Source organism: Bartonella florencae, assembly GCF_000312525.1.
GTDB lineage: Bacteria > Pseudomonadota > Alphaproteobacteria > Rhizobiales > Rhizobiaceae > Bartonella > Bartonella florencae.
Genome location: NZ_HE997451.1, coordinates 71,949 through 97,478, shown reverse-complemented (window position 1 = coordinate 97,478; position 25,530 = coordinate 71,949). Strand labels below are relative to the sequence as shown.

Genomic DNA, 25,530 nt, shown 5'->3' with positions numbered 1-25,530 from the left:
CAGCTTGAACTACCCATTTTAATCCTCCCCCTTGTTTATTAAAAAACGTACCAGAGTGATACAGTTAAAACGGCTATCATACGGTTTAGAGCGCTGTCAAATATAATTTTAAAAATATAAATAAAAATTATTTATAAATAATAAATACATTATGATTATATTATATTCTTACAAAATGTATATTTTAATTACTTAATAATACTCTTTACAATACTGTTTAAATATGACACACAAAACCCTCCTTCTCTTAAACAAAATCATAAAATCAAATGAACCCTTCACAAGAAAAACCTGTATCATTCTCTTGGTTTACAAGAACAACAAAGAAATATATTTATTATGTTCTCGACCTCAGCTGTGTGGCCATCGTTTTGCGTTTGCTAGGTTTGGTGAATCCTTTTATTTTTCAGGTGATTATTGACCGTATTCTCCCTTTTTAACGCCTTGAAAGTCTCTATGCTATCGTTGTCTTGATGGTTGCTATCATGCTATTTAGCACTGCTCTTAGTACTCTATCAGGTTACCTAGGCGCTTATTTAGCCAATCGGCTTACATTAGAATTTGGACGACGTATTTACAGCCATCTGTTAAGTCTCTCTTTGCCTGTGTTACGTCATTGGCAAGTGGGGGAACTGTTTTCGCGTATTGGAGAGGTTGATACAATTCGCGGTTTTTTAAGAAAAAAACTCTGTAAAAAAATAAATTTATATGGATTTAGTATAAACCAATATATCTCATTAAAAAATTAGTAATAAAAAACACAGTTATTGTTACTATTAACACTTTATTTTTAAAATCATTTAACTTAACATTTTGAACCCTTAATAAAAAGACAAATAAAAATCCAAAAATAACTGTTAAAATTAATGATTTAATAACATTATCAATAACATCTATCATAAAAAAAATTCCAAATAAAAATATCATAATATACCTCTAAATTCTGCTTTATGCATAATTGTAAATATATTAGTATTTTTAATATATCCGTAATAATAGAAATTTAGAGGTATATTTTTAGATATTAATTATAATTTAAAACATTATTAAGTAGTTTTACTTTATGCATTGATCTTTCTTCTCGTAGAGACCATCACCAGCCGCTGTTACGGACGCTCCAAGTACAGCTGCACCAATAATCCTTACAGCACGAATTTCTGGAAAGAAAATAGATGCTACCGTCATACCTAATGCTGTTGTTTGTGCAGTTCGACTTGCCTTTTGGGCTGAATGTGCAATATAATCACTAGGATGACATGTGTCCCAAAAACCGCTTGCACCATGTGAATCATGTGATGAGCTTGAGCTACCCATTTTATTCTCCTTTATATTTATTAAAATAACGTATCAGAGTGATACAGTTAAAACGGCTATCATACGGTTTAGAGCGCTGTCAAATATAATTTTAAAAATATAAATAAAAATTATTTATAAATAATAAATACATTATAATTATATTATATTCTTACAAAATGTATATTTTAATTAATTAATAATAATCTTTACAATACTGTTTAAATATGACACACAAAACCCTCCTTCTCTTAAACAAAATCATAAAATCAAATGAACCCTTCACAAGAAAAACCTGTATCCTTCTCTTGGTTTACAAGAACAACAAAGAAATATATTTATTATGTTCTCGAACTCAGCTGTGTGGCCATCGTTTTGCGTTTGCTGGGTTTGGTGAATCCTTTTATTTTTCAGGCGATTATTGACCGTATTCTCCCTTTTCAACGCCTTGAAAGTCTCTATGCTATCGTTATCTTGATGGTTGCTATCATGCTATTTAGCACTGCTCTTAGTACTCTATCAGGTTACCTAGGCACTTATTTAGCCAATCGACTTACGCTAGAATTTGGACGGCGCATTTATACCCATCTTTTAAGCCTTTCCTTGCCCACTTTACGTCATTGGCAAGTGGGGGAACTGTTTTCGCGTATTGGAGAAGTTGATACAATTCGCGGTTTTCTAACAGGAACTATTGCAACAACCGTGCTGAATGTTTTGTTTTCTATTATTTACCTTGCAGCACTCTTTTCCATTAGTCCCAAACTTACCTTTATTGTCCTTATCATTTTACCCTTACAAATGGGCTCTTTAGCATCTGTTGGTCCCTTTTTGCGCCGCCAATTACGCCGCGCATTCACTCTGCAAGCAGCCCATAAATCACGCCTTATTGAAAGTTTTACCAATCTTGAAGCCATCAAAGCACACGTAAAAGAATCAGCACACACAATACGTATGCAAGAAACCTTAATCCGCAGTCTCGATCAAAGCCTCACTACCAGTAAATTTCATCTTTTAAATGGAGCTTTAAGCCATATTTTTGGTGATCTTTTCACTATTTTTATCATCTTTTTTGGCGCTCAAGCAGTGCTGCAAAACCAGATTACGCTAGGCCAACTTATTGCCTTTCATCTTCTTGCTGGCAATGTTTCTGGTCCTATCTTAAGCCTTGCATCCTTATGGGAAGAATGGCAGCATTTAAAAATCTCTCGTCTTCGTTTAGGTGATATTCTTAACGCACCTTCAGAATGGAAAGAAGAAAAACCACCCCTTCAGCTCACTACGCCCCCTTATCTTGAAGCTAAAGATATCTGCTTCTCTTACGGAGATAAGTCCATTATCAACCATCTTGATACCTGTTTGCAACCTGGCAAGCCTATTATGTTGCTTGGTCCTTCAGGCTGTGGAAAATCAACTTTAGCCAAGCTCCTTTGCTCTCTTTATTCCCCGACGAGTGGACAAATATTAATTAATGATCAATCTGTGCAAAATTTTGATATCCGTAGCGTTCGTAAAACAATCGCATATTTTCCTCAAAACCCTTGCCTTTTTTCCGGAACCATTCTTGAAAATATGTATCTTGCCAAACCAGATGCTACTGAAGATGAAATCAACACCGCCCTTCATGCAAGTGTTTGTTATGATTTGATTTCCCAATTACCTCAAGGACTTCATACCCAAGTGGGCGAGCAAGGGGGATTTTTATCAGGTGGACAATGCCAACGCTTAGCATTGGCTTGTTTTTTTCTCATCAAACCGCAGATTCTTATCTTGGATGAACCCACTTCCGCATTGGATGACAAGGTCAGTACACAAATTGTTGAACATTTATACAAGCTTTCACAAGAGCGCATTGTTCTCGTCATTACCCACAAACGTGATCTTTTTCCCAAGCATGCAACCATATTAAATTTCTCTGATCTGGAGACAAAAAAATGGCAGATAAGGCTCCCCATTTGCGCCCTTTATCGCCAACACTTCATATGGTGGTTGCTGTTTTGGTCGCCTTATTCCTTTTTATTGTCATTGGTAGTTTTATCACCAAAACAGAGATTGTTGCACGGGGACAAGGAGCGGTTATTCCCACTGCCTATGTCCAATTGGTGCAAGCGCAAAATACAGGACGCATTGAGAAAATCCTCGTAAAAGAGGGGCAATTTGTTCATCAAGGCGATCTTCTTATTCAATTAGATCCTCGTGAAGCCCTCAATGAGTGCGCACGTGTTCAAGCCGATATCGCGCAACAAACCCTTCAAGGGCAAATTGCCGCTGCGATTTTAGCTGCCTTGAGTGAGCGAGATCCTTTGGATAAAGATTTTGTAACCAAAGGGCTCACTTATTTGCAAATCTCTTCCTCTAGCAACAAAACAGCAAAAATGGAGGGAGAAAAACTCATCCACGCGACCCTTCAGTCGCTACAAGATAAAGTAAAAGCACTGAAAGCACAAGCTGATCGTGTCATACGTAGCGGTGCAGTCCAATACGCGCAATTGGATAAATTAAAAGATGATCAGCAATTAAGCCAAGAAAAACTCCAAGCTGCCAAAAGTCTGATGGAAACAAAAGTCATCAGCAACTCCCTTTATCTAGAACGTTTACATGATTTTAAAAATGTAGAACATGAAATTTTAGCCAATAAAAGGCGCTTGGAAGAAAACACGGCTGAAATAGAAGCACTCCGCCAACAAAGACAAAGCCTTATTTCCGATGAAATCGCCCGCTATCAGCAGCTTTCTCGTGAAACAGAACTCACTCTGCAAGGATTAAAAGCCAAACTTGACAGCAGCCAATATCACCTTGACCACTTATCACTTTATGCACCTGTTGATGGACGCATTGATGATTTAAATATACACACTTTGGGTGGCTTTGTAGAAGCGGGGAAAACGCTCATGCGTATTGTTCCAGGCTCAGGGGGGCTCATTGTTGAAGCGTTTTTTGATAACCGAGATATTGGCTTTTTAGAAAAAGGCCAGCGTGCTTACATAAAATTTTCTGCCTTTCCACCTGAACGCTACGGCGTTGTCTACGGCACAGTTATGAATGTAGGTGCAACAGCGCGCCATGAGCAAGAAATTAATGGTGCTTATGCTGTTTTAATCAAAATCGACAAAGATCATATCACTTTTAATCAGAAAGAGCTGAAATTTATTCCGGGTATGACTGTGACAGCTGATGTCATTACCTCAAAACGGCGTCTCATTTCTTATTTCTTTGAACCTATTATAAAAATTTTAGAACAATCGCTAAAGGAAAGATAATGTCTGTAAATGAAAATCCGGCATCATCTCCCATAGACCCAATTACGGCTTTGGGAGCTATGATCATTTTAATGCTTCAATCCCCCTTATACCGTCGCTGGCGAATGTGGGATATTGAACGCAACATAGGACCCGCCTTACAGACTGGGCAATACAGGCTCTATAAAAATGAACATGGAGAATTTTGCGCCTTTACCACTTGGGCTTTTTTAGATGAAAAAAATCACCAATCTATGCTTGAAACGGGAGAATTTTTGTCCAATGCCAATTGGAAAGGTGGAAAATATATGTGGTTCATCGACTTTGTAGCACCTCATAGTCATGCTGCTCGTATCGTACGCGACATGCAGCGGTATGTATTTCCTAACCAGCATTATTGTTATGCTGTCCGACGCGATGAGAACGGTGGGATCAAAAAGATCACCCGCTGGTGTTGCTATAGAGCACAAAAACCATCCGAATAGCTTTTAAAAGCGATAGTGTAATCCACCAGAGAAACGAATTCCAGTAAAACCAGCTTTGGTAAACTTATGTTGATAATTTAGATCACCGTGGAGTGTAATTTTAGAAGACAATTGTGAATTGATCCCCAAACCAGCCTCTAAGGAAGATCCAAAGCCCCCTAAATGGAAAGCATCTTTAAAATGCACAAATTGTTTTTCTCCAAAACTATGAGAAAAGTGCATCTTTCCATAAAAGGAAATAACACGGTCTTTTTCAAATTCTGCAAATGTTTTGCTTAAACGTCCCCCAATACGCATCATCCATTGATCAAGCTTTCCCATATCAATTTCAAATCCGTCAGTATCACGAGCCTTATGAAACTGAAGATGTTGATAAATAAATTGAATTTGTGGATCAAAAACAAGACCTTCATACCCAGTGTTGAATGCTTTACCAGCAAAGAATGAGACATTTAGAGGATTTCCTTTTAATGTTGCGGTCTTACCCCGTGCAAAAGTGAGAACATCACCTTTAAAAAGACCATAAGATAAAAGACCATCCACATAAAATCCACTCTCATGTTCCATGCTGCCATATGCTGTAATTGATTGTTTATGGAATATACTTTTTTGACTTTGTTCAACATCTCGCGGACGCAAGGAAACTTTTCCATAAGTCCCCATAACTCCAAAAGATGTCGTATTAAATGCTCTTTCAAATGTGCTCAATAAAAGGCCTGCCTCTAAAGCATTATAATCAAGAGCCCCCCCATAACCATATTCAAGTGGAGAAAGATTTGAGACATAATGATAACTCCCACCATAACCATGAACAGCTAACATAGGAGTTCCATTGATTTTAAATGGTCTATCAGAAGCAGAGCGCATAGTTTTCAATTGTTTATTTTGACTGTTAATATCCATCAATCCAGCATGAAATAAAGCATTTGGTAAAAGAAGATAAGTTGGAATTTGTGGAACAACATCCCTTACCCTTAGCTCAGAACTAGGTAAATGAGATATATCTGGAACAGCTTGAATATATTTACTTTCAAGACGGAAATCCCAAAAATCTCCATCGCCTTTTACTAATCTTTGAGAAGCCTTTGCATTCCCAAGAGAAGAACCTGGTCCATAAGCACGGAGATAATATTGATAAGGTAAACCTTCCAACGCGATATAAGGACTACTCAGCTGAAAAGAATCTTCTGCTGCTTTTCCAGAAACTTGAATAAGTGAAATATTTTTAGAATTCTCACTACCGACTGCCTCACCCTGATTTGCTGTAATAAACTGCACATGGACTGTCGTTTTTCCAGTAACATTACCATGGACCAAAAGCCGGTCAGATTTTTGATTATTCAGAGAACCATCCACATTGAGATGTGTATTAAAGTAAATATGAGCATTTTCCTGTGCATTGTAAACTTCTTCTCCTCCCTTTCCAACATAAAGCGTTTGATATTCTTGAAGAGTTGGAGCTTCGAAAATAATAGAACTATCAGAAAGTTTTACAAATGAAACAGATGAAATTACACGGCTTAAATTTTGTGAATCCCCCCCTTTTCTTTTTGTTAAAACCCATGTTGAACCTCTTGTCAAATAAAGTTCAGCAAGAGAATCATCAGCAACACGGGAGCCCCCTATAAGGTAAGCAGAATCTGCTAAAATTGCTAAAGAAGCATTCTTCTCAGCTGTAAATAATAAATTACCCCAGATCTTTGTGCCTTCCGTTACACCAATATAACCACTGCTCTTATAACTATGAATAGCTGTGCCATCTGGAACATCAAAAACCGTATTTTTTAAAAAAACAAATCTTTGTTGAGATGCACTGCTTCCTTTGTCCATATCAAAATATATACCGTGTTGGTTACCTGTGACAGTAATTTTCGAGCCTTCGATATTAACGCGTGAAATTAAAATGTTTTCTTCGCCGCCCATACTTAATTGTGCATCAGCATCTATTCCCATCCATAAACCATGAATATCCGCAGCAAGAACATTGCTATTCTTGACATAAACAGAACCATGCTGTTTTACATTTAAAACTGCAGAAACAATATCATCTTCTTTATCTATTTGTTTATCTTTTGCAGAAATGCTAACCCCCTCTAAAGTTGCACTTCCCCTTATGCCCACATAAAGTGCTGCTGCATTTGTCACATCAATCGCCCCACCCCTCATCTTAATAACAGCATCGATACCACTAAAAAGAGCAACCCCTTTATTAACCTCCTGACCTTTCACCCTAATTTTTGCATTTGTTAAAAGAACAGATGCCCCCCGCATTTCTGCATGGACCCCTCTTTGAGTTGCCTCAACTGTTCCACGATTTACCTCTATAATGCCCCTATCAGCTCTAAAACCTGTTGACAGCCCCTGAATAATTGAATCATTTAAAACAACTTTTCCTCCTTCTGACGCCACTACACCATAAGTATCCTCTACATCATCAACACCACTAATTTGTAAACGATTTGCTTGAATAATTGTATTTGCCTCTTGTGCGACTATGACAGCAGACGATGTGAAAAAATTGTCTTGCTCTTTTCTTTCCTTAGAGGACTTAACGAATTTATATATTTTATTACTAATTGTATGCTCCACACCATCACTACATTTATAAGGTAATTTGCTTTCATTACACAATAATGATAGAGGTGAGTTAGAATACGCTTCAACAGTTATATTTAATGAAAAAGAAAAAACAGCTGTTGTAAAAACGCACGAATATAAGTAATTTTTAGATACCCTAATCATCATTCCTCTTTCAAAAAATAAAAAATGCAGGCGAAATATAAGCTGTTGATAAAAAAACAATAAGAATTAAATAATAAAATTATTTAATTCTTATTGTGTTAATTGCATTAGACATAATACGTTTAGTATTTTATGTAAAGTGAGAAAACAAGAAAACACAATTTATGCTTGCAGCTTTTATAAAGATTTTATACCAAATAGTTAAGAACGGTATTATAATTTCCTATAGAAAACAAATTCTGTAGGATAAAAAAACTCTGAAAAGAATTATATATTAGAACACATTATATCTTTCGAAAAATGAAAAAATATCAGACTGAAAAATAGAATATAAACTGCATTGATAAAAATATGAAAAAGACGGATCACATAGAAAATGAAACTACATGCATTTTTCTGATAACAGCAAAAGTCTAGAAAAATACTCAGCAATATATAACAACAGATATATCCAAGTTTGATAATAAAATTGCTAGTGCCTAAAATAAAGGTATTACCTAATAGCCTATAAGAGATGATTTAAATAAAAATCACAATACACTGGAGAACTCCCCCTCCGCAAATTGAAAATAATCAAACAAAATATCTTACACAAACTCGTTTTACGGTTAATGTAACCTAAGAAGCAAAATTGAATGAGATATTCTCGTAAAGCTGTTTTATATCAAATAAATTTTGGTTAAGAACACCCCGCCAGAATACTTATAAAACTCAAAGCGATAATAATAGCATCGCCAATTTCACCTCATAGGTTTCACTTATGTTTTTGTTAAGAAAGCGATTGTTTTTTAGCTCTCTATCTTAGTATTTTTATCCAGTTACTTCTTTAAAGATGGGCGTGTTGATGATGTCTGTTTTTGCAAAGTTTTTTTCGTTTTCTGGTGTCTTCTTTCATTCTCAAAATGCGCTAGTAAAGCGCGTTCCTTTTTCGTTTTGTTGGTCACACCAAAGGTGTCATTATCCATAAATTGCTGATATCCAGCTACCATCAAATTAACTAAAAACGAGTCACTTTTCACAGGTTGTGTAAAATAGATCCCTTTTGAATCTTGCATTTTGTACCGGAAACCGGCTTTTTTCATGCACTCATAAACTGAGGCAAATTCACTTGCATACGAATCCATATTGTCAGGAGAAGCATAATCTGGTTTCCAACCACACGTTGATAAAGCTTGCTGAATTGTAGCTTTGTTCACACCTGGTTTTTCCCATAATGCCAAAGTGGATGGCGGTGGTTGATTAATACATCCAGCCGTGCTTAACAGAGCTACTCCGCTTAATAATTTCAAGATTTTCTTCATCTCTCCCCTCCTCTAATGGGTTTCTTTACAATAAGAAATGCTTACAACAAAAAAGCTCATAGAGCTATTCATTTTTTGTCCTCGCTTTCCAAGATGGTTTAAAACTCAATTGAAAGTGTACTTTGAAAAAACAATTTTGCACAGGAAAATGAAAACAAGAAGGTGGAGATTGTTGATTATCGCCAACAGCAAAACTTAAGGCTGGCACTCAGGTTGTTCTTTATGCTCTTTACAATGAGGACTATTCAAGCGCCTATCGACACTTCGCTGAGGAACAACGGCACTAGGCTGACAAATCGGAAGATGTCCATACTTCTCACACCATTTCACCATCCCCAATTTATCATGGAAACCTGCTTGTATCATGCATAAACGCTCTGTCTCCTCCGCATTGAGCTTTTCATCGAGGCTTGTTTCTGTATCAAGACGACCATCAATTTGCTCTGCTCCGCATTCTAATAAGGCTTTTTTTATCTCAATTTGATCTGCACCGGGCTTCTCCCATGCATCTACAGCTGTTCGAGGAGTCTCCTCTGGAAAACATCCAGCAATCATAAATAGAAATACCCCGCTTGATAATTTTAAAATATGCTTCATTTTTTTATCCTTGAATAATTTAATCTTAATATAATTGGCAAATTATTTCACACCGTGTATTTTACTTCCAAACCAGTAATGAACTTATTGATCTTTATTATTATTTTGGCTATCTTCATCAAATACCATGTCAAAAATATGTAAAAATACTGCTAAAGTTTTATCTTATCAAAACTATCCCTATAATTATTACCAATATTTGCATTACAACTTGGATAAATATTTTTATAAGTTATTGTGCCTATATTTGTATTGCCAGTTATAAATAAAATAGTATTGGAATGGTGCTTTGAGAAAACAATCCCACACAGACATGTGAAAATATGGATGTGGAAATTGTAATTTCTGCCATAAGATGCACATTCAGGCGCAATTTTATATTGTTTACAAAAAAGCCTGTTTAAGCACTTCTTGACACTGAGCTTTGTTGTCACAGCGCTAGGGCGACAAATGGGAAAGTTTTCTTCTTTATAATTTTCATACCACTCTTCTCCTATGTCATTTATAGCGGAAACATAACTGAAACATATAAGCATCAATAGTTGTCATTTGATTTAAGCTGAGAGTATAGTTTTCTGGATCAGTATTATAAGGCGTTGCCATGCCGCATTCTAACAATGCTTTTCCTATCTCAACCATATCTGTAACAGGCTTCTCCCATATCCCTAGATATAACATAGGAGTTCGATTAAACTGACAACCAAATTATAATTAAAAGAACTACAGCTTTTCCTGCCTAATTTGATTGAAGCTTATTTGTATAGGATTAGATGAACTATAAAATATGCTGCGCATATGGTTCCTATTTCTAAGACAAGTGTGAACACTGTTAGAATTTAAAAACATTCTCATGCTTCTTTCCAAACCTCGCTGCCTAAAAGCACTGTTCAATAAGTATAGCCTTTGCCGTCAATTACTTTGCTTACAAAGTTATCTTTATACTTATCAAAATCAACACTGGTTTGTTTACCACCACACAGCTAACTTAACAGATCTGACTTAGCAAAACATTAAAGGCTGGTGCATAAAGATGAATACTCGTATCGTCGACTATACCATGTACACCTTGTTGTTTTTAAGAATTAAGCATATGCCCAATGTCATCCCACCGCGACTATAGGCAAAAATGCTAACCCTGTGTTCGCAATACAACCTCGCATTATGAAAAAAGAAACTTATGACTGTAAAAAACTTTAAGTTTCATCTGCATAAACAATCCCCTCTCCTCTTTAAAAGAGGAGTTAATTTTTTCAGTTCATTGTGGTATATATAGAAAAATAATATTTTTAATGGTTATAATATATATTCAATTTGTATCCTCATAGTCAACAAAAGATTCATAGTTGATACTCTAATATTTCTATTAAAAAATATATTTAAACAGTGTTGCCTAACAAGATTTACTTTGTTTGTCGCCGAGCTACTGTTATCGTAATGAATTTTATATAGATTCAAAATAAAATGATGATTAGAAAACTGCTTTTAATTTCTAGAAGATGCTTACCAGACATCTTTTTTGTTGAAGTAATCAGCTATTTGCTTCATTCAATCGCTACTTATATTCTAGTTTAGCTTTCTTTTTCTTAAAATTTACAATTTTAAGTGCATAAAAACAAATAATAAGCCAAATAAGCCAAATAACACCCACGATTAGAATTGGCCGCGTATCATCGAAAAACCATAATAGAGTAAAGATAAAAAGCATAAATAAAATAGAAAAAATCGATCCAATGGGCCAAAATGGAATTGGAAATTTTAAACTATCTTGCACTTCTTTAGACATTTTAAAGCGCATAAAAATTTGCGAAAGTAAAATCATCATCCAAACAAAAACCGTTGCAAATGTTGCCATTGCTGCAATGAGAAAAAAAAGCCCTTCATGATAAAAATAATTAAGGAGCACACCAAAAAGGAAGATGACAAAGATTAGTAAAATAACCAAAATAGGTATACCATTTTTTGATAGATACTGAAACTTCTTTAAAGCATAACCTTCCTGTGATAATCCATGTATCATACGACAAGCACCATACATTCCGCTATTCATCGCCGAAATAGCCGCAGTAACAACAACAATGTTTAAAATATTCGCTGCATATGAAATCCCAAGATTTTCAAAAATGGAAACAAAAGGACTGTCCATAAGACCAATTTTATTCCAAGGATAAAGGGACATTAAAATAGCTAAGGTCATGATATAAAACAGCAAAATACGAAATGGAGTAGAATTAATTGCCTTTGAGATGGTTTGATCAGGATTTTGTATTTCCATTGCTGCCATTCCTATGATTTCTATGCCACCAAAAGCAAAGATAACAACACTAAAACAAGCCAAAAAACCAAACCAACCATTGGGAAAAATACCACCATTTTCCCATAAATTTTGAATAGCAACAGCAGAAGAATTTACACTTGTATTCCAGCCAAACAAAATTATTGCTATCCCTAAAATAATCATTGCAATGATAGCAATAATTTTAATGGAAGATAACCAAAACTCTAATTCACCATATACTTCCACTGCAGCGAGATTAATTCCTGTAATGATCAATGTAATGCTCAGAGCCCATATCCAAGGCGCAACATGAGGATACCAAAACCCCATATAGGTTGCAAAAGCTGTGATATCAGCTAAACCAACAAGAATCATCTCAAATACATATGTCCATCCTGTTAAAAAACCAGCTAACGGTGATATATAATTCGCAGCATAACGGGCAAAAGAACCGGGCAATGGATTATGAATAATCATCTCGCCTAAAGCACGCATAACCATAAAAATAGCTAAACCAGCAATACAATAGGCAATCAAAACACTTGGGCCTGCAAGCTTAATCGCTTGTGCAGATCCGTAAAAGAGACCTGTACCAATAGCAGAGCCAAGAGCTAAAAAAATAACTTGGCGCTTGTTCATACCCCGTTTCAGTTCATTTGTTACCATTTTTTCCTTCTTCACTGAAATGTTGAAAAAACCATATGACAACATCAGCTCTACAATAAATAAAGCCCCATATTTTTTCACAAATATATTTCAAAAAATATCGAAGACCAGTAAGTCAAACACTTTGCTCTCAATAATAAAAAAATACTTTCATTGCGAATTATTCAGCTTTTATAGCCCGCAATTTCATATCATTTTATCGAAATAAGATAATAATGAATTTTTTATAATTGTCATTTAATTCATTTCGTGTTCTATAATTTTTTACAGAAAAATGAACTTTAATATAATATCAGTGCTTAAGCTTCTATTTTAGTACACTGAAATAGAAGCTTAAAAATTCATAACAGATGCGTTAAAGATGTGCACATTAAGATTTTTTATTACTTTGAAATAAATTCTTTGTGCCAAAAACAATTACAAATTGTAATAGCACATAAACAAACTTTTTACGCCTGATATAGCCCCTGATAAAGTGAAGATCGCCATTCTTCAGAGATGTCAGAAGATTCAGCTTTACCCCATGTCTTAATATCTCTGATCGGCTTAAACGCAAGCACCCAAATAAAAAAAGCGACTGCAATAAATATCACCTTTGCAACCTTTAGCCCAATAAAAGAATTACCCTTTTCTCTAGCTATTTTGCCTGAAATACTCATAACCTTTCTCTTTTTTACCGGAAAAAACTATCCTTTTCCTGTGCCCGCATAGCAATAAAAATATCTTGTTAATAGCTTTCTCTCCAAAGAGTCGCATAAACTTCCATCATTTGTGAAAAATAATTGTTATGAAAATATATAATAGGCGATTTTTAGACATTTATTTCCTTTTTTTTGTGATTTAAAAGTATAAAATCGTAAACCATCTTTTAAAAAGAGAAAAAAACAAATAAAAATGATTTATTATTGAGTAATAACAATTATAGTATAAATTTTATAAATATAAATAAAGTTAAAATAATAAAAATAAACTGTAAATGACTCTCCAAAAAAACCTTTCCAATATGTTATTCCACAAAATTATATAAAATGGATCATATTATGAAATGATAATATTAGGGAGATAATTGGACACAAAGCCAATACATAGTAGCCAATAAATGAGAAAATATTTATTAATTATTATAAAGATATACTAGCTTTTCCCAATTCTTGTATAAAGAAACCTAATTAATTAGGTTTCTTCTTTTCTCTTAAACTCAAAATAAATATTATTTAGATTCTAGTGGAGGAAAAATTGTTTTTGGTAAAACAGATAATAATTCCCCTTCACGCACGAGCATATGTCCTGTATGAAGATCTGAAGCTAGATAGCGATCTTCCTTAAGAGAAGCAACATTTTTGCGTAAACATTCTATAACAGACTGCAAAAGAGTACTTGTTTTTAAAGGTGCACGATATTCAATTCCTTGTGCGGCAATAAGCGTTTCAATGCCAATAATTATAAAAAGGTTTTCGCTCATTACCAATAACCGACGAGCTCCATGGCAAGCCATTGAAACATGATCTTCTTGATTGGCTGAAGTTGGTGTTGAATCAACAGAAGCAGGATGAGCCATTTGCTTATTTTCAGACATCAAAGCTGCTGCTGTTACTTCAGCGATCATAAAACCTGAATTAAGACCTGCATTGTGCGCTAAAAAAGCTGGAAGACCATAAGAAACTGCTGGATCAACCATAAGAGCAATACGTCGTTGAGAAATAGAGCCTATTTCACACAAAGCAAGAGCAATCTGATCAGCAGCAAAGGCTACAGGCTCAGCATGAAAATTGCCACCTGATACAACCTCACCATTCCTTAAAATCAATGGATTATCTGTAACAGCATTTGCTTCAATAATCAGTGTTTTTGCTGCTGCTAGCAAAATATCAAAACATGCCCCCATAACCTGTGGCTGGCAACGTATACAATAAGGATCTTGTACACGCTCATCACCCCGTAAATGTGCTACACGAATTTCTGAATCCTTTAAAAGCTCTTCTAATGTTTTCGATACGACAATCTGCCCATAATGGCCTCGTAAAATATGAATATCAGGATGAAATGGCGCCGTTGATCCCATAATAGCATCTGTCGTTAAAGCCCCTGCCAACAATCCACCACATAATGCCCGATAAGCTCGAAAAAGACCGGCAAGTGCAAGTGCTGTTGATGTTTGAGTGCCATTAATAAGAGCTAGACCTTCTTTTGCCTCTAAAATAATAGGGGACAATCCCGCTTTTTCTAAAGCAAGCGCTCCACTCATACGAATATTTTGAAAAAACGCTTCTCCTTCTCCCATCATAACAGCCGCCATATGAGCAAGTGGAGCAAGATCACCTGATGCACCAACAGATCCCTTTTCAGGAATGACCGGAATAACCCCTCTTAAAAGCATATTTTCCAGTAAATGCACTAACTCTAAACGAACACCAGAAGCTCCTCGGCCTAAAGAAAGAAGCTTTAAAGTCATTATCAAACGCACAATATTTTCAGATAAAGGTTCTCCTACACCACAACAATGTGACAAAATAAGATTTCTCTGTAAAATAGTTACATCGCTTGCATCAATCTTAATTGAAGCTAATTTACCAAAACCAGTATTGATGCCATAAACTGGTTCACTTCCAGCAGAAATTTCAGCAATACGTTCTGCTCCCTTTCTGATAGCTAAATGCATATCACTATGAAGTTTACTTACTTTACCATTGAAATAAACAGCCTCAAGTTCGCTCAGTGTTGCCTCACCCGGTTTTAGTAGAATAGTCATAATTTTCTTTCATTTAATTTAAATATAATATCTGGTATTATTGGCCTTAATCCATAAAATAAAAACGCTATAGCGACTCCTTGAGAAAAATTAAAACCCATTAGAAAAATGAACTCTGTACATTTTTTTAATTTATTAATAACAAAATCAATAACTTGCCTTTTAAATAGATCATTTTATGAGAGAATTTTTTATCCACACTTCCTCAACTCGAAGCAATATCCAGTTTGTTATTATTTGCAGAATCCATTTGTACTTTTTGCATCATACCCCCCTCTCGATAATAATGATAATAAGAAAGTGTGGTAAATTCAAATATTTTAAATATCAATAAAAATTACGCTATTGGAACATCATACAAAATAGTATCTTAGTTATAATTTAACGATATTTAAAAATAAATTCAAATAATAAAATGCATATTTTAATACTGTAGATATAAACAATTAAGAAATGATTGGTTCACATTATTGTATTGTGAATATAAGATCGTAAAGTCATCCCCAATCACATGTATGAGATTATAGCTTTTTCTGTATCAATGTTATTATGATACAAGAGAGCAGATAAGATGGTTATAAAAAATGACACGAGGTGGAATTGAAAAGTTTGGTGCACCCGACAGAATTCGAATCTGTGACCTCTGCCTTCGGAGGGCAGCGCTCTATCCAGCTGAGCTACGGGTGCTTATAATTTAAACAGTTGCTTTTTAACTGATCATACTCTCAGCTTCAATGACGAATTATCATTCTTTTAAAAAAAATATGCATTCATAGCTTTATACTACTGTTCAATCCCTTGTTCTATCATTCTATGATACATTGCTTTAAACAGATTAATTTTCGCACATAATGCTTTTTCTTACAAAAATGCTTTTACATATACAGCTTCAAAACTTCTCCTAAATAAGCTAAAAGATAAGTCATGAATATCAGGATAATTTTTAATGATTACATTACCAGACCGCTTTCATTTTATTTCTGCAGAAACTGAAGAAGCTCTTAAAGCGACTCATAAATTAATTGCTGTTTATGGTCATTCTTCTCTGGAAGAGGCAGACGTTGTTATTGCAATCGGTGGCGACGGAACAATGTTACAAACAGTTCGAGACGTTATGAACATAGGAAAACCTATTTATGGCATGAATCAAGGTTCTGTAGGATTTCTTATGAATGAATTTCATGAAAAGAAATTGCCAAATCGTATTGCTGCTGCGCATAAAAAAGAAATTCATCCCTTACGCATGATTGCAGAAGCTGCATGTCAAGGGACTATTGAAGCACTAGCAATCAATGAAGTTTCTCTCTTTCGCCAATCTTATCAAGCAGCAAAAATCCGCATTAGCATTGATGGCAATGTACGTATGGAACAATTAAGCTGCGATGGTATCCTTGTTGCCACACCAGCAGGATCTACTGCATATAATTTATCAGCACAAGGGCCTATTCTCCCCCTTATGGCTCCTCTTATGGCACTTACTCCCGTTAGTCCCTTTCGTCCAAGACGTTGGCATGGAGCATTGCTTCCCAATACGGCAACCGTAAGTTTTGACATGCTCGAATCAGACAAACGCCCTGTCAATGCTGCAGCAGATAATGTTGAAGTTAAATCTGTCCATTCAGTGACCATTTCAACAGCAACGGAATTGACAGCCTCAATCCTTTTTGACTCTAACCATTCATGGGATGAACGTATTTTATCAGAACAATTTCGCTATTAATTATTGTATTATGTTTTCTATGCGTATATGGCTGTTATAGTTGACTTTTTTATGAAGCCGCCTTACCCCTCTAAAAATGGTTTAAAATACTTAACTTTAAAAATGGTTTAGAAAGAGAAATTAAAATCGTAGAGCAATTGATAAAAAAAATGATACCACCTTTAAATAGTTTTGATGATTTAGGGCTTTCCGAGAAGGTTATTAAAGCCATAAAATCGGCCGGATATACAGTTCCAACGCCTATTCAGAGTGGGACAATTCCTCATGTACTACAAAAAAAAGATGTTTTGGGAATTGCTCAAACAGGAACGGGAAAAACAGCTTCTTTCGTTTTACCTATGCTCACACTTCTTGAAAAGGGCCGTGCAAGAGCACGAATGCCACGTACCCTTATACTAGAACCAACACGAGAACTTGCAGCACAAGTTGAAGAAAATTTTGATAAGTATGGAATAAATCATCGTTTAAATGTTGCACTTTTGATTGGTGGGGTGTCTTTTGAACAGCAAGATCGTAAACTTGAAAGAGGAGCTGATGTTCTTATAGCAACACCAGGACGTCTTCTCGATCATTTTGAACGCGGTAAGTTGCTCCTGATGGGAGTTGAAATTCTTGTGATTGATGAAGCTGATCGTATGTTGGATATGGGATTTATTCCTGATATTGAGCGTATCTGTAAACTCACTCCTTTTACGCGTCAAACTTTGTTCTTTTCTGCAACAATGGCGCCAGAAATCACCAAATTAACAAAGCAATTTTTACATTCTCCAGTCTCTGTTGAAGTTACAAAAGCCTCCTCAACAGCCAGCACAATTACACAACGACTTGTCAAATCTGGGAATAAGTCATGGGATAAAAGAGCTGTCTTGCGAGAACTTATTCACAATGAAGGCAGTGAGCTTAAAAATGCTATTATTTTTTGTAATCGAAAGAGAGATATCTCTGAACTCTTTAGGTCACTGGTAAGACATAATTTTAGTGTAGGTGCACTTCATGGAGATATGGATCAATATTCGCGCACAAACACGTTAACTGATTTTAAAAATAATAAACTTAAACTTCTTGTTGCTTCTGATGTTGCTGCCCGTGGACTGGATATCCCAGCTGTAAGCCATGTTTTCAACTATGATGTTCCGACACATGCTGAAGACTATATTCATCGTATTGGCCGGACAGGACGTGCAAATCGTAGCGGAAAAGCTTTTACTATCGTTACAAAAGCTGACCAAAAATATATTAGTGCCATTGAGGAAATAAGCAACGAAAAACTTGAATGGCTCAATGGAGATCTCTCTACTCTAACGAACGATGATCAAGAAGATGATATCGTTTTAAAGAAAAAATATCAAAAACCGTTAAAGAAAGCTACTCAAAGAGAGCATATAGCACAGAATAAAAAATGCTTAAAAGATGATAAAGCAAATTATGCTCCAACCGTAAATAATAAAATAAAACCATCACAACAACACCACTCTCGAAAAAATAAAGAGGCCTCTCCACTTGGATTCGGCAATGATGTCCCAGCATTTATGCTCATAAAAACCCGTAATTAAACTAAAAGCCTACTATTGTAGAGAATGCAAAAATAGATAAAGCATTTTGAAAACATTACTTTTATTCGCTTTGTGGAGATAATCTTTCGATAACTTTTTCACGTCCTAAAAGTTGTAAAATTTTTCCCATTTCAGGTCCATGATCCATCCCTGTAAGTGCTTGGCGTAACGGCATAAATAAAGCTTTCCCTCTACGATCTGTTTTTTCTTTTAATGCCGTCGTCCAAACTTTCCAACTTTCTTCATTTAATGCACCTTCAGGCAAAACATTGAGTGACTGACACACAAATGCACGATCTTCAAGATCCACTGTATCAAAGCTTTGTTCATCATGAATAATTTTCCACCACAAGACAGCATCATTGACTTTATCAATATTGCTTCTTACCGTATTCCAAAAATATTCTGCTTTTTCTCCTTCAATAGAAAGATTTTCAAGTCGTGTCTTAACCTCTGCATAGGTTAATTCATGAACAAGATGACTGTTCAAAGCAAAAAGATCCGCTGTATCAAATTTTGCAACCGATCTTGACGTATCTTGCAGATTAAAATGCTCTAAAAGAGCTGCTTGATCAGGATAGGGATGTACATTTTGCGATGTCCCAATTAAAACAGCAAGACACTGAACAGCCATTGATTCAAACCCTTCTTCCCGTAGAGAACGAATAGAAAGATCATTGTCACGTTTTGAAAATCCTTTTCCTAAAACTGTCGCCAATAAATTGGTGTGACCAAAAACCGGTAATTCTGCACCAAGAGCTTTAAAAAGAGCAATCTGAGCACCTGTATTTGTAATATGATCATCTCCACGAATAATATGTGTAATGGCCATATCTACATCATCCACAACAGACGGTAATGTATAAAGATAGGTTCCATCTTCACGAATAAGAACAGGATCTGAAAGAGAAGACAAATCAATCGTCTGCTTTCCTTTTATAGCATCATTCCAGCAAACTTCTGTTCGCTTTGTTTGTAAAGGATTATTTTCAAAATTAGGAAGAAGAAAACGCCAATGGGGTTTGCGACCTTGTGATTCAAAGTTTTTTTTCTCTTCTGCTGTCAACTTTAATGCTGCACGGTCATAAATGGGAGGCAGTTTGCGTGAAAGTTGGATTTTACGACGCCGCTCTAATTCTTCCGCTGTCTCATAACAGGGATAAAGCAGACCACGTTGTTTAAGAATTTCTGCCGCTTCATCATATCGATTAAATCGCTTAGATTGGTAATAAATTGCATCTGGTTTAATACCAAGCCATTCAAGGTCAACAGCAATAGCATCGATATATTCCTGTTTAGAACGCTCAATATCTGTATCATCATAGCGCAAAATAAATTCCCCCTTATACGCCCGCGCATAAAGCCAATTGAAAAGCGCACTACGGATATTACCAATATGAATATAACCTGTTGGAGAAGGAGCAAAACGAACTTTAACCATAAAAAAAATACTCAAATTTTATCGCGAAAATAATTGACAATAGGATAACGACGATCGCGTCCGAAATTCTTGTAACTGATTTTTACACCAGGTGCAGATTGTCGCCTCTTATATTCAGCAACATAAAGAAGCTGTTCAATTTTCTCAACAGTTTTCCGTGAATACCCACGTTGAACAATATCACAAATACTCATGTCATTTTCTACAAGAGATTGCAAAATATCATCTAGGATAGGATAAGGAGGAAGAGAATCTTCATCTTTTTGATTTTCCCGCAGCTCCGCAGAAGGTGCTTTTGCTATAATATTAGCTGGGATTACAATTCCCTCTGGACCTTTTAAATCATGCAAGTGATTTTTGTTGCGCCACTCAGCCAATGCATAGACTTGGGTTTTATAAATGTCTTTAAGAGGATTAAAACCTCCATTCATATCACCATAAAGTGTTGCATATCCTACAGCCATCTCGGATTTATTGCCTGTTGTCACCACCATGGAGCCAAATTTATTTGAAAGCGCCATCAAGAGAGTGCCACGTATGCGACTTTGAAGATTTTCCTCTGTCACATCAGATGGCAAGCTTGAAAAAAGAGGCGATGTTATATTTAAAAAAGCCTCAACAGCTTGCTCAATCGCTATCACTTCATAACGACATCCTAAAAGATGTGCGCATTCTTTAGCATCGTTCAACGATTCTTGCGAAGTATAATGATAAGGCATCATTACGGTGTAAACCCTCTCAGCACCAAGAGCATCCACCGCCATTGCTGTACAAAGAGCTGAATCAATTCCTCCTGAAAGACCAAGAATAACATTCTTAAAGCGATTTTTATTAACGTAATCTCTCAACCCCAAAACACAAGCTTGATAATCAGCCGCTAAATCCGTTAAAAGGTTTTCATTTGCTCCCGAAATACATTGCCATCCTGTTGTTTTTTTTTGCCAATGACTTACAGAAATATGGCTTTCAAAATGTTTCATTTGAAATACCATTTTGCCTTTTCCATTTAACGCAAAAGATCCTCCATCAAAAACCAGCTCATCCTGACCACCTACTTGATTTGCATAAATAATGGGTATACCAGATTGAAGTGCATGCCCACGAACAACTTCTATCCGTTTGAGTGTTTTATTACGATGATAGGGAGATCCATTAAGAACCAGAATCATTTCAGCCCCTTTATCCTTCAACTCTGCACAAAGAGAGAAATCATTCCAAATATCTTCACAAATCACTATTCCTAATTTTATCCCATGATAATTAATCGGCTCGGGACGTGGTCCGGGAGAAAATAGTCGCTTTTCGTCAAATTCAGCATAATTAGGTAAATCAAACTTCAAGCTTTCAGCAATGATTTGTCCTTCATTAAGAAGCATAGCAGCATTGTAAATACTATTATTACGCCTTACAGGAAGGCCAATAACAATTCCTGGTCCGCCAATTGTTATCTTTGCTAACTTTTTAACAGCATCTTCACATGTTTTGATAAAAGCGGATTTTAGAACAAGATCTTCTGTTGGATAAGCAGATATAAAAAGCTCCGTGAATAAAACAAGATCAGCTCCTTCTTCTTTGGCTTTCTGATACGCCATTAAAACAAGAGAAAAATTTCCCTCAATATCACCAACAACAGGATTTAATTGAGCAACTTCTACCCGAAAATCATTTTTCATAAGCCTTTGTATCACTCCATCTATTTGATGAGCATAACTCTGTTGTAACCATCATAAATGTCCCTTTTGCAGAAAAATCTCTTCTCCCATAAATAGCTCAAATAAAAAATGTTATGCCATTTTTTCTAAGCATTTGCAGCGAGAGCCGATAAATCAGTATGACGATTTCTCTTAAGAAGTTCCGCAACAAGAAAAGCTAATTCTAGTGCCTGATCTGCATTTAATCGCGGATCACACTGGGTATGATAGCGATCAGACAAATCTTCTACAGAAATAGCATGCGCCCCACCTGTACATTCAGTTACATCACGACCAGTCATTTCAATATGGATACCCCCCGGATAAGTTCCTTCTCCATAATGAATGGAAAAGAATTTTTCTACTTCTTTTAAAACATAATCAAAGGGGCGTGTTTTATAGCCATTTACAGTAACTGTATTGCCATGCATTGGATCACATGACCATATAACATTGCGCTTTTCACGCTCAACTGCACGGATCAATTTAGGCAAATAATCTTCTACCTTATCATAACCAAAACGCGTAATGAGTGTTAACCGTCCCAATTCGTTTTCAGGATTTAAAATATCAATCAATCTTAAAAGCTCATCAGGTTCAATGGAAGGACCACATTTTAATCCAAGGGGATTTTTGATACCGCGGCAATATTCAACGTGAGCATGATCAATCTGACGGGTACGATCACCAATCCATAACATGTGACCAGATGTTGCATACCAATCTCCAGAAGTTGAATCAATTCGTGTCAAAGCCTCTTCATAACCAAGCAAAAGAGCTTCATGACTGGTATAAAAAGATGTTTCACGTAACGAAGAATTTGTTTTAGATGTAATCCCTATCGAACGCATAAAATCAATCGTTTCAGAAATACGCTCTGCCAACAACTCATAACGCTCACCTTGAGGACTGTTAGAAACAAAACTCAACATCCAAGCATGAACATTTTCTAAATTGGCATAACCTCCCTGTGAAAAAGCACGCAAAAGATTCAGCGTTGCAGCAGATTGGCGATAAGCCATGGACATTCGTTGCGGATCAGGAATACGAGAATTTGCCTTAAATTCAATGTCATTAATAATATCCCCCCGATAAGAAGGAAGCTCAATCCCTTCTTTGTTTTCCATATCTGAAGAGCGTGGCTTTGCAAATTGTCCTGCAATACGACCAATTTTAACAACAGGCTTAGAACTGCCAAAAGTTAAAACTATTGCCATTTGCAAAACAACACGAAAGAAATCACGAATATTATCAGCTTCATGCTCTGCAAAGCTTTCTGCACAATCCCCACCTTGTAATAAAAAAGCCTGCCCCTGTGCAACAGCAGCTAATTCATCTTTCAAATCACGTGCTTCCCCAGCAAAAACCAAAGGAGGATAACTCCGTAGTTTTCGTTCAACATCTGCTAACACAGATTTATCCGGATAAGCCGGAATTTGTTTAACTGGTCTTGTTCTCCAAGAATCAGGCGTCCATTCTTTTATCATTTACACTCTCTCCAGAGCTTAAGCATATATACCTACTGTACTAAATTTTCGCTTGCCACATAACATATGTTATTCAATTTTCTACTTTTTTCCTATTTTCATATACATAAGTTGGTTTATACATCGTTACCAGTTCTTCTGCCACTGTTGGATGCACTGCCATAGTTTCGTCAAAGATATCCTTAGTCAATTTTCCCTTAAGAGCTATACCAATAAGTTGCGCTATATCACCAGCGTTTTCTCCTAAAATATGTGCTCCCACGACAATGCGGCTTTCACCATCAACAACAAGCTTCATAAATACTTTTTCTAAACTTCCCGAAAGAACATTGCGCATAGGACGAAAAACTGTGCGATAAATCTCAACACGCTTATAACGATGAAGCGCATCTTCTTCTGAAAGACCCACTGTGCCAATCTCAGGCTGTGAAAAAACCGCTGTCGTAATCAAATCATAATCAGGCGTTGTGGGTGTATTTTCAAATGCAGTCTTAACAAAACACATTGCATCATGGATCGCAACAGGTGTCAATTGAATATGGCCTGTTACATCACCAACAGCCCAAATATGGGAGACATTAGTGGTCATCCTTTCATCAACAACAATTGCACCAGAGGCATTTACTTTTATACCAGCTCGCTCAAGACCTAAACCCGTTATATTTGGTACACGCCCCGTAGCCAACATAATCTGATCAGCACTCACTGTTTGTCCATTCGATAAAACGGCATCATAACAATCACCTGTCGCTTGAACTTTGGAAACTGTTACCCCATAAATGATAGAAATTCCTTTTTCAATCATTGCATCATGAAGTAATTTTCGCAAATCATAGTCAAAGCCACGAAGAATTAAATCACCACGATGAAGAAGCGTTGTTTTTACACCTAATTCATGGAAAATATTAGCAAATTCAACACCAATATATCCACCACCAACAATGACTATTGATTTTGGAAGCTTTTCAAGGTCAAAAATTTCATTGGAAGTGAGGCATAAATCACTCCCTCTTATTGCAGTGTTTGGCGCAATTTTTGCCCCCGTCGCTATTAAAATTTTTTCTGCACTTACCCGTTCACCTGTTGCTGAGAGCTCTAATGTGTGCTCATCAACAAAAACAGCTCGGCTTTCATAAATACGTACATTATTACTTTCTAAGCCTTTACGATACAGTCCTTCTAATCTTGCTATTTCTTCATTTTTAGCCGCTACCAGTTTTTTCCAATTAAAAACCAGATCCGCATATTCCCATCCAAAACCAACACTTTTGCGAAACTCCTTTGCATATTGTGAGGCATAAACATACAATTTCTTGGGAACACAACCGAGAATAACACAAGTCCCCCCTATACGATATTCTTCTGCTATAGCAACACGCTTACCAAGCCCTCCAGCAAGGCGCGCTGCACGCACTCCACCTGAACCACTTCCAATAACAAATAAATCAAAGTCAAAAGATTCCACGAGTTATCCCTTCTTATACGCCTGCAACAATAGGTTATGGTGATTCATTATCAAGTAAAAGTTTTTTATTCGAATTGCCATTTTTCTATAAAGCAACATTTAAAAAAAAACAATTCTATTAAAAACGGCGGAAAATCCGCCGTTTTTAAATAAATGAGGAATTGCGCATTATTTAATTTATCCGTAAAATTATTTTTTATTTTCTGAAGAGTTTGATTTTACAGGCGCAACAGAATTATCCAAATTAAGTGTTTCGGACATTTCCTTTTTTACATTTTGTATAAGATCCTTCATAACAGCAGAACGCCATGTATCAAATGTGGAATAAGCATCACGCGCAAGATTTGGAACTTCTGTTAAAAATTTCTTACCGGTGTCAGAATTATAAAATGCTGTAATTGCATCAAGTTCTTTTTGTGTAAAATATTTTGCATACACATGAGCAATTTCTTTTTCTAAATCAGAGCGTCGTTTAGCTAAAGCGAGTGCCTGCTTATCAACAATATTAGAAATATCCGTTGCCAAATTTGGATCATCGCCTATGAGTTCGTCTTTTAGATCACGTGCCGCATTTGGTAAAAAACTATCAAATTGATCCGTTGCACGAATGGCACTGATAGTCTTTCTTGCTGAATCTAAATGCTGATCACTCACACCTTGTGCATAAGACATTCCAATATTCATAACCAAAACGGCAATTGCACCAAAATATACGATAAAACGCTGATAAGAAAATATTTTTTTCATTGTAATGATTACCCCGATAACTAATTGTAAACTTAAATTTATTATTTTATTTAAAATCTTCCAGACTTTTTATTATGTTAAC

17 protein-coding genes, 1 tRNA gene and 2 pseudogenes are annotated in these 25,530 nt (G+C 35.9%); 6 read left to right on the top strand and 14 right to left on the bottom strand.

Annotated features, from left to right (window positions below; genetic code table 11):
* The first annotated feature begins 485 nt into the window (after positions 1 to 485).
* Positions 486 to 749, top strand: coding sequence for a 6TM ABC transporter family protein (locus BN202_RS10125; RefSeq protein ID WP_244426367.1), 264 nt, complete (start codon positions 486 to 488; stop codon positions 747 to 749).
* A gap of 307 nt (positions 750 to 1,056) precedes the next feature.
* Here the strand turns inward: BN202_RS10125 and BN202_RS00425 are convergent, their stop codons facing one another.
* The gene (locus BN202_RS00425) at positions 1,057 to 1,314 is read right to left on the bottom strand and encodes a hypothetical protein (RefSeq protein WP_019218539.1); all 258 of its coding nucleotides are present in this window, start codon (positions 1,312 to 1,314) and stop codon (positions 1,057 to 1,059) included.
* A gap of 252 nt (positions 1,315 to 1,566) precedes the next feature.
* On the opposite strand from BN202_RS00425, the pseudogene BN202_RS00420 reads away from it, so the two are divergent.
* From BN202_RS00420 to BN202_RS00410, 3 genes and pseudogenes are all read left to right on the top strand, one after another.
* Positions 1,567 to 3,018: pseudogene (locus BN202_RS00420) on the top strand (peptidase domain-containing ABC transporter); the annotation flags it as partial.
* Between the two features lie 206 nt (positions 3,019 to 3,224).
* A complete protein-coding gene (locus BN202_RS00415; protein ID WP_034986832.1) occupies positions 3,225 to 4,550 on the top strand; it encodes an HlyD family type I secretion periplasmic adaptor subunit in 1,326 nt (441 codons plus the stop codon).
* Entirely contained in the window at positions 4,550 to 5,014 is a 465-nt protein-coding gene (locus tag BN202_RS00410) for a toxin-activating lysine-acyltransferase (RefSeq protein ID WP_019218536.1), read from the top strand. Before BN202_RS00415 ends, BN202_RS00410 begins: the two co-directional genes overlap by 1 nt.
* Positions 5,015 to 5,017: 3 nt before the next feature.
* Here BN202_RS00410 and BN202_RS00405 read toward each other — a convergent pair whose 3' ends face one another.
* From BN202_RS00405 to BN202_RS00370, 8 genes and pseudogenes are all read right to left on the bottom strand, one after another.
* Positions 5,018 to 7,756, bottom strand: coding sequence for an autotransporter family protein (locus BN202_RS00405; RefSeq protein WP_019218535.1), 2,739 nt, complete (start codon positions 7,754 to 7,756; stop codon positions 5,018 to 5,020).
* Between the two features lie 818 nt (positions 7,757 to 8,574).
* Positions 8,575 to 9,057 carry a hypothetical protein gene (locus BN202_RS00400; RefSeq protein ID WP_019218534.1) on the bottom strand — a complete coding sequence of 161 codons (483 nt, stop codon included), beginning with the start codon at positions 9,055 to 9,057 and terminating at the stop codon, positions 8,575 to 8,577.
* A 195-nt stretch (positions 9,058 to 9,252) separates the two neighbouring features.
* Positions 9,253 to 9,654, bottom strand: coding sequence for a hypothetical protein (locus BN202_RS00395; RefSeq protein ID WP_019218532.1), 402 nt, complete (start codon positions 9,652 to 9,654; stop codon positions 9,253 to 9,255).
* 359 nt (positions 9,655 to 10,013) lie between these two features.
* Positions 10,014 to 10,332 (bottom strand): annotated as a pseudogene (locus tag BN202_RS10525) (hypothetical protein); the annotation flags it as partial.
* An 874-nt stretch (positions 10,333 to 11,206) separates the two neighbouring features.
* Positions 11,207 to 12,595 carry an amino acid permease gene (locus BN202_RS00385; protein ID WP_019218530.1) on the bottom strand — a complete coding sequence of 463 codons (1,389 nt, stop codon included), beginning with the start codon at positions 12,593 to 12,595 and terminating at the stop codon, positions 11,207 to 11,209.
* A gap of 449 nt (positions 12,596 to 13,044) precedes the next feature.
* Positions 13,045 to 13,254 (bottom strand): hypothetical protein, encoded by a 210-nt coding sequence (locus BN202_RS09660; protein ID WP_019218529.1) that lies wholly within the window; start codon positions 13,252 to 13,254, stop codon positions 13,045 to 13,047.
* A gap of 551 nt (positions 13,255 to 13,805) precedes the next feature.
* Positions 13,806 to 15,344, bottom strand: a complete 1,539-nt coding sequence (gene hutH / locus BN202_RS00375) for a histidine ammonia-lyase (RefSeq protein ID WP_019218528.1) — start codon at positions 15,342 to 15,344, stop codon at positions 13,806 to 13,808.
* Positions 15,345 to 15,954: 610 nt separating this feature from the next.
* Positions 15,955 to 16,031: transfer RNA gene (locus BN202_RS00370), tRNA-Arg, on the bottom strand.
* A 259-nt stretch (positions 16,032 to 16,290) separates the two neighbouring features.
* On the opposite strand from BN202_RS00370, the gene BN202_RS00365 reads away from it, so the two are divergent.
* Both BN202_RS00365 and BN202_RS00360 read left to right on the top strand, forming a co-directional pair.
* Positions 16,291 to 17,064, top strand: a complete 774-nt coding sequence (locus tag BN202_RS00365; RefSeq protein WP_019218527.1) for an NAD kinase — start codon at positions 16,291 to 16,293, stop codon at positions 17,062 to 17,064.
* Positions 17,065 to 17,213: 149 nt separating this feature from the next.
* Positions 17,214 to 18,617 (top strand): DEAD/DEAH box helicase, encoded by a 1,404-nt coding sequence (locus BN202_RS00360; RefSeq protein WP_019218526.1) that lies wholly within the window; start codon positions 17,214 to 17,216, stop codon positions 18,615 to 18,617.
* A gap of 61 nt (positions 18,618 to 18,678) precedes the next feature.
* On the opposite strand, the gene gltX is transcribed toward BN202_RS00360, so the two are convergent.
* From gltX to BN202_RS00335, 5 genes are all read right to left on the bottom strand, one after another.
* On the bottom strand, positions 18,679 to 20,058 hold the full coding sequence (gene gltX / locus BN202_RS00355; RefSeq protein WP_019218525.1) for a glutamate--tRNA ligase: 1,380 nt from the start codon (positions 20,056 to 20,058) through the stop codon (positions 18,679 to 18,681).
* Between the two features lie 11 nt (positions 20,059 to 20,069).
* Positions 20,070 to 21,731 (bottom strand): NAD+ synthase, encoded by a 1,662-nt coding sequence (locus BN202_RS00350; protein WP_019218524.1) that lies wholly within the window; start codon positions 21,729 to 21,731, stop codon positions 20,070 to 20,072.
* A 125-nt stretch (positions 21,732 to 21,856) separates the two neighbouring features.
* Positions 21,857 to 23,236 (bottom strand): class II 3-deoxy-7-phosphoheptulonate synthase, encoded by a 1,380-nt coding sequence (locus tag BN202_RS00345; RefSeq protein ID WP_019218523.1) that lies wholly within the window; start codon positions 23,234 to 23,236, stop codon positions 21,857 to 21,859.
* Between the two features lie 73 nt (positions 23,237 to 23,309).
* Complete coding sequence (gor, locus tag BN202_RS00340; RefSeq protein ID WP_019218522.1) at positions 23,310 to 24,701, bottom strand: glutathione-disulfide reductase; 1,392 nt, start codon at positions 24,699 to 24,701, stop codon at positions 23,310 to 23,312.
* Between the two features lie 189 nt (positions 24,702 to 24,890).
* Positions 24,891 to 25,448, bottom strand: a complete 558-nt coding sequence (locus BN202_RS00335; RefSeq protein WP_019218521.1) for a DUF2059 domain-containing protein — start codon at positions 25,446 to 25,448, stop codon at positions 24,891 to 24,893.
* Between the last annotated feature and the right edge of the window lie 82 nt (positions 25,449 to 25,530).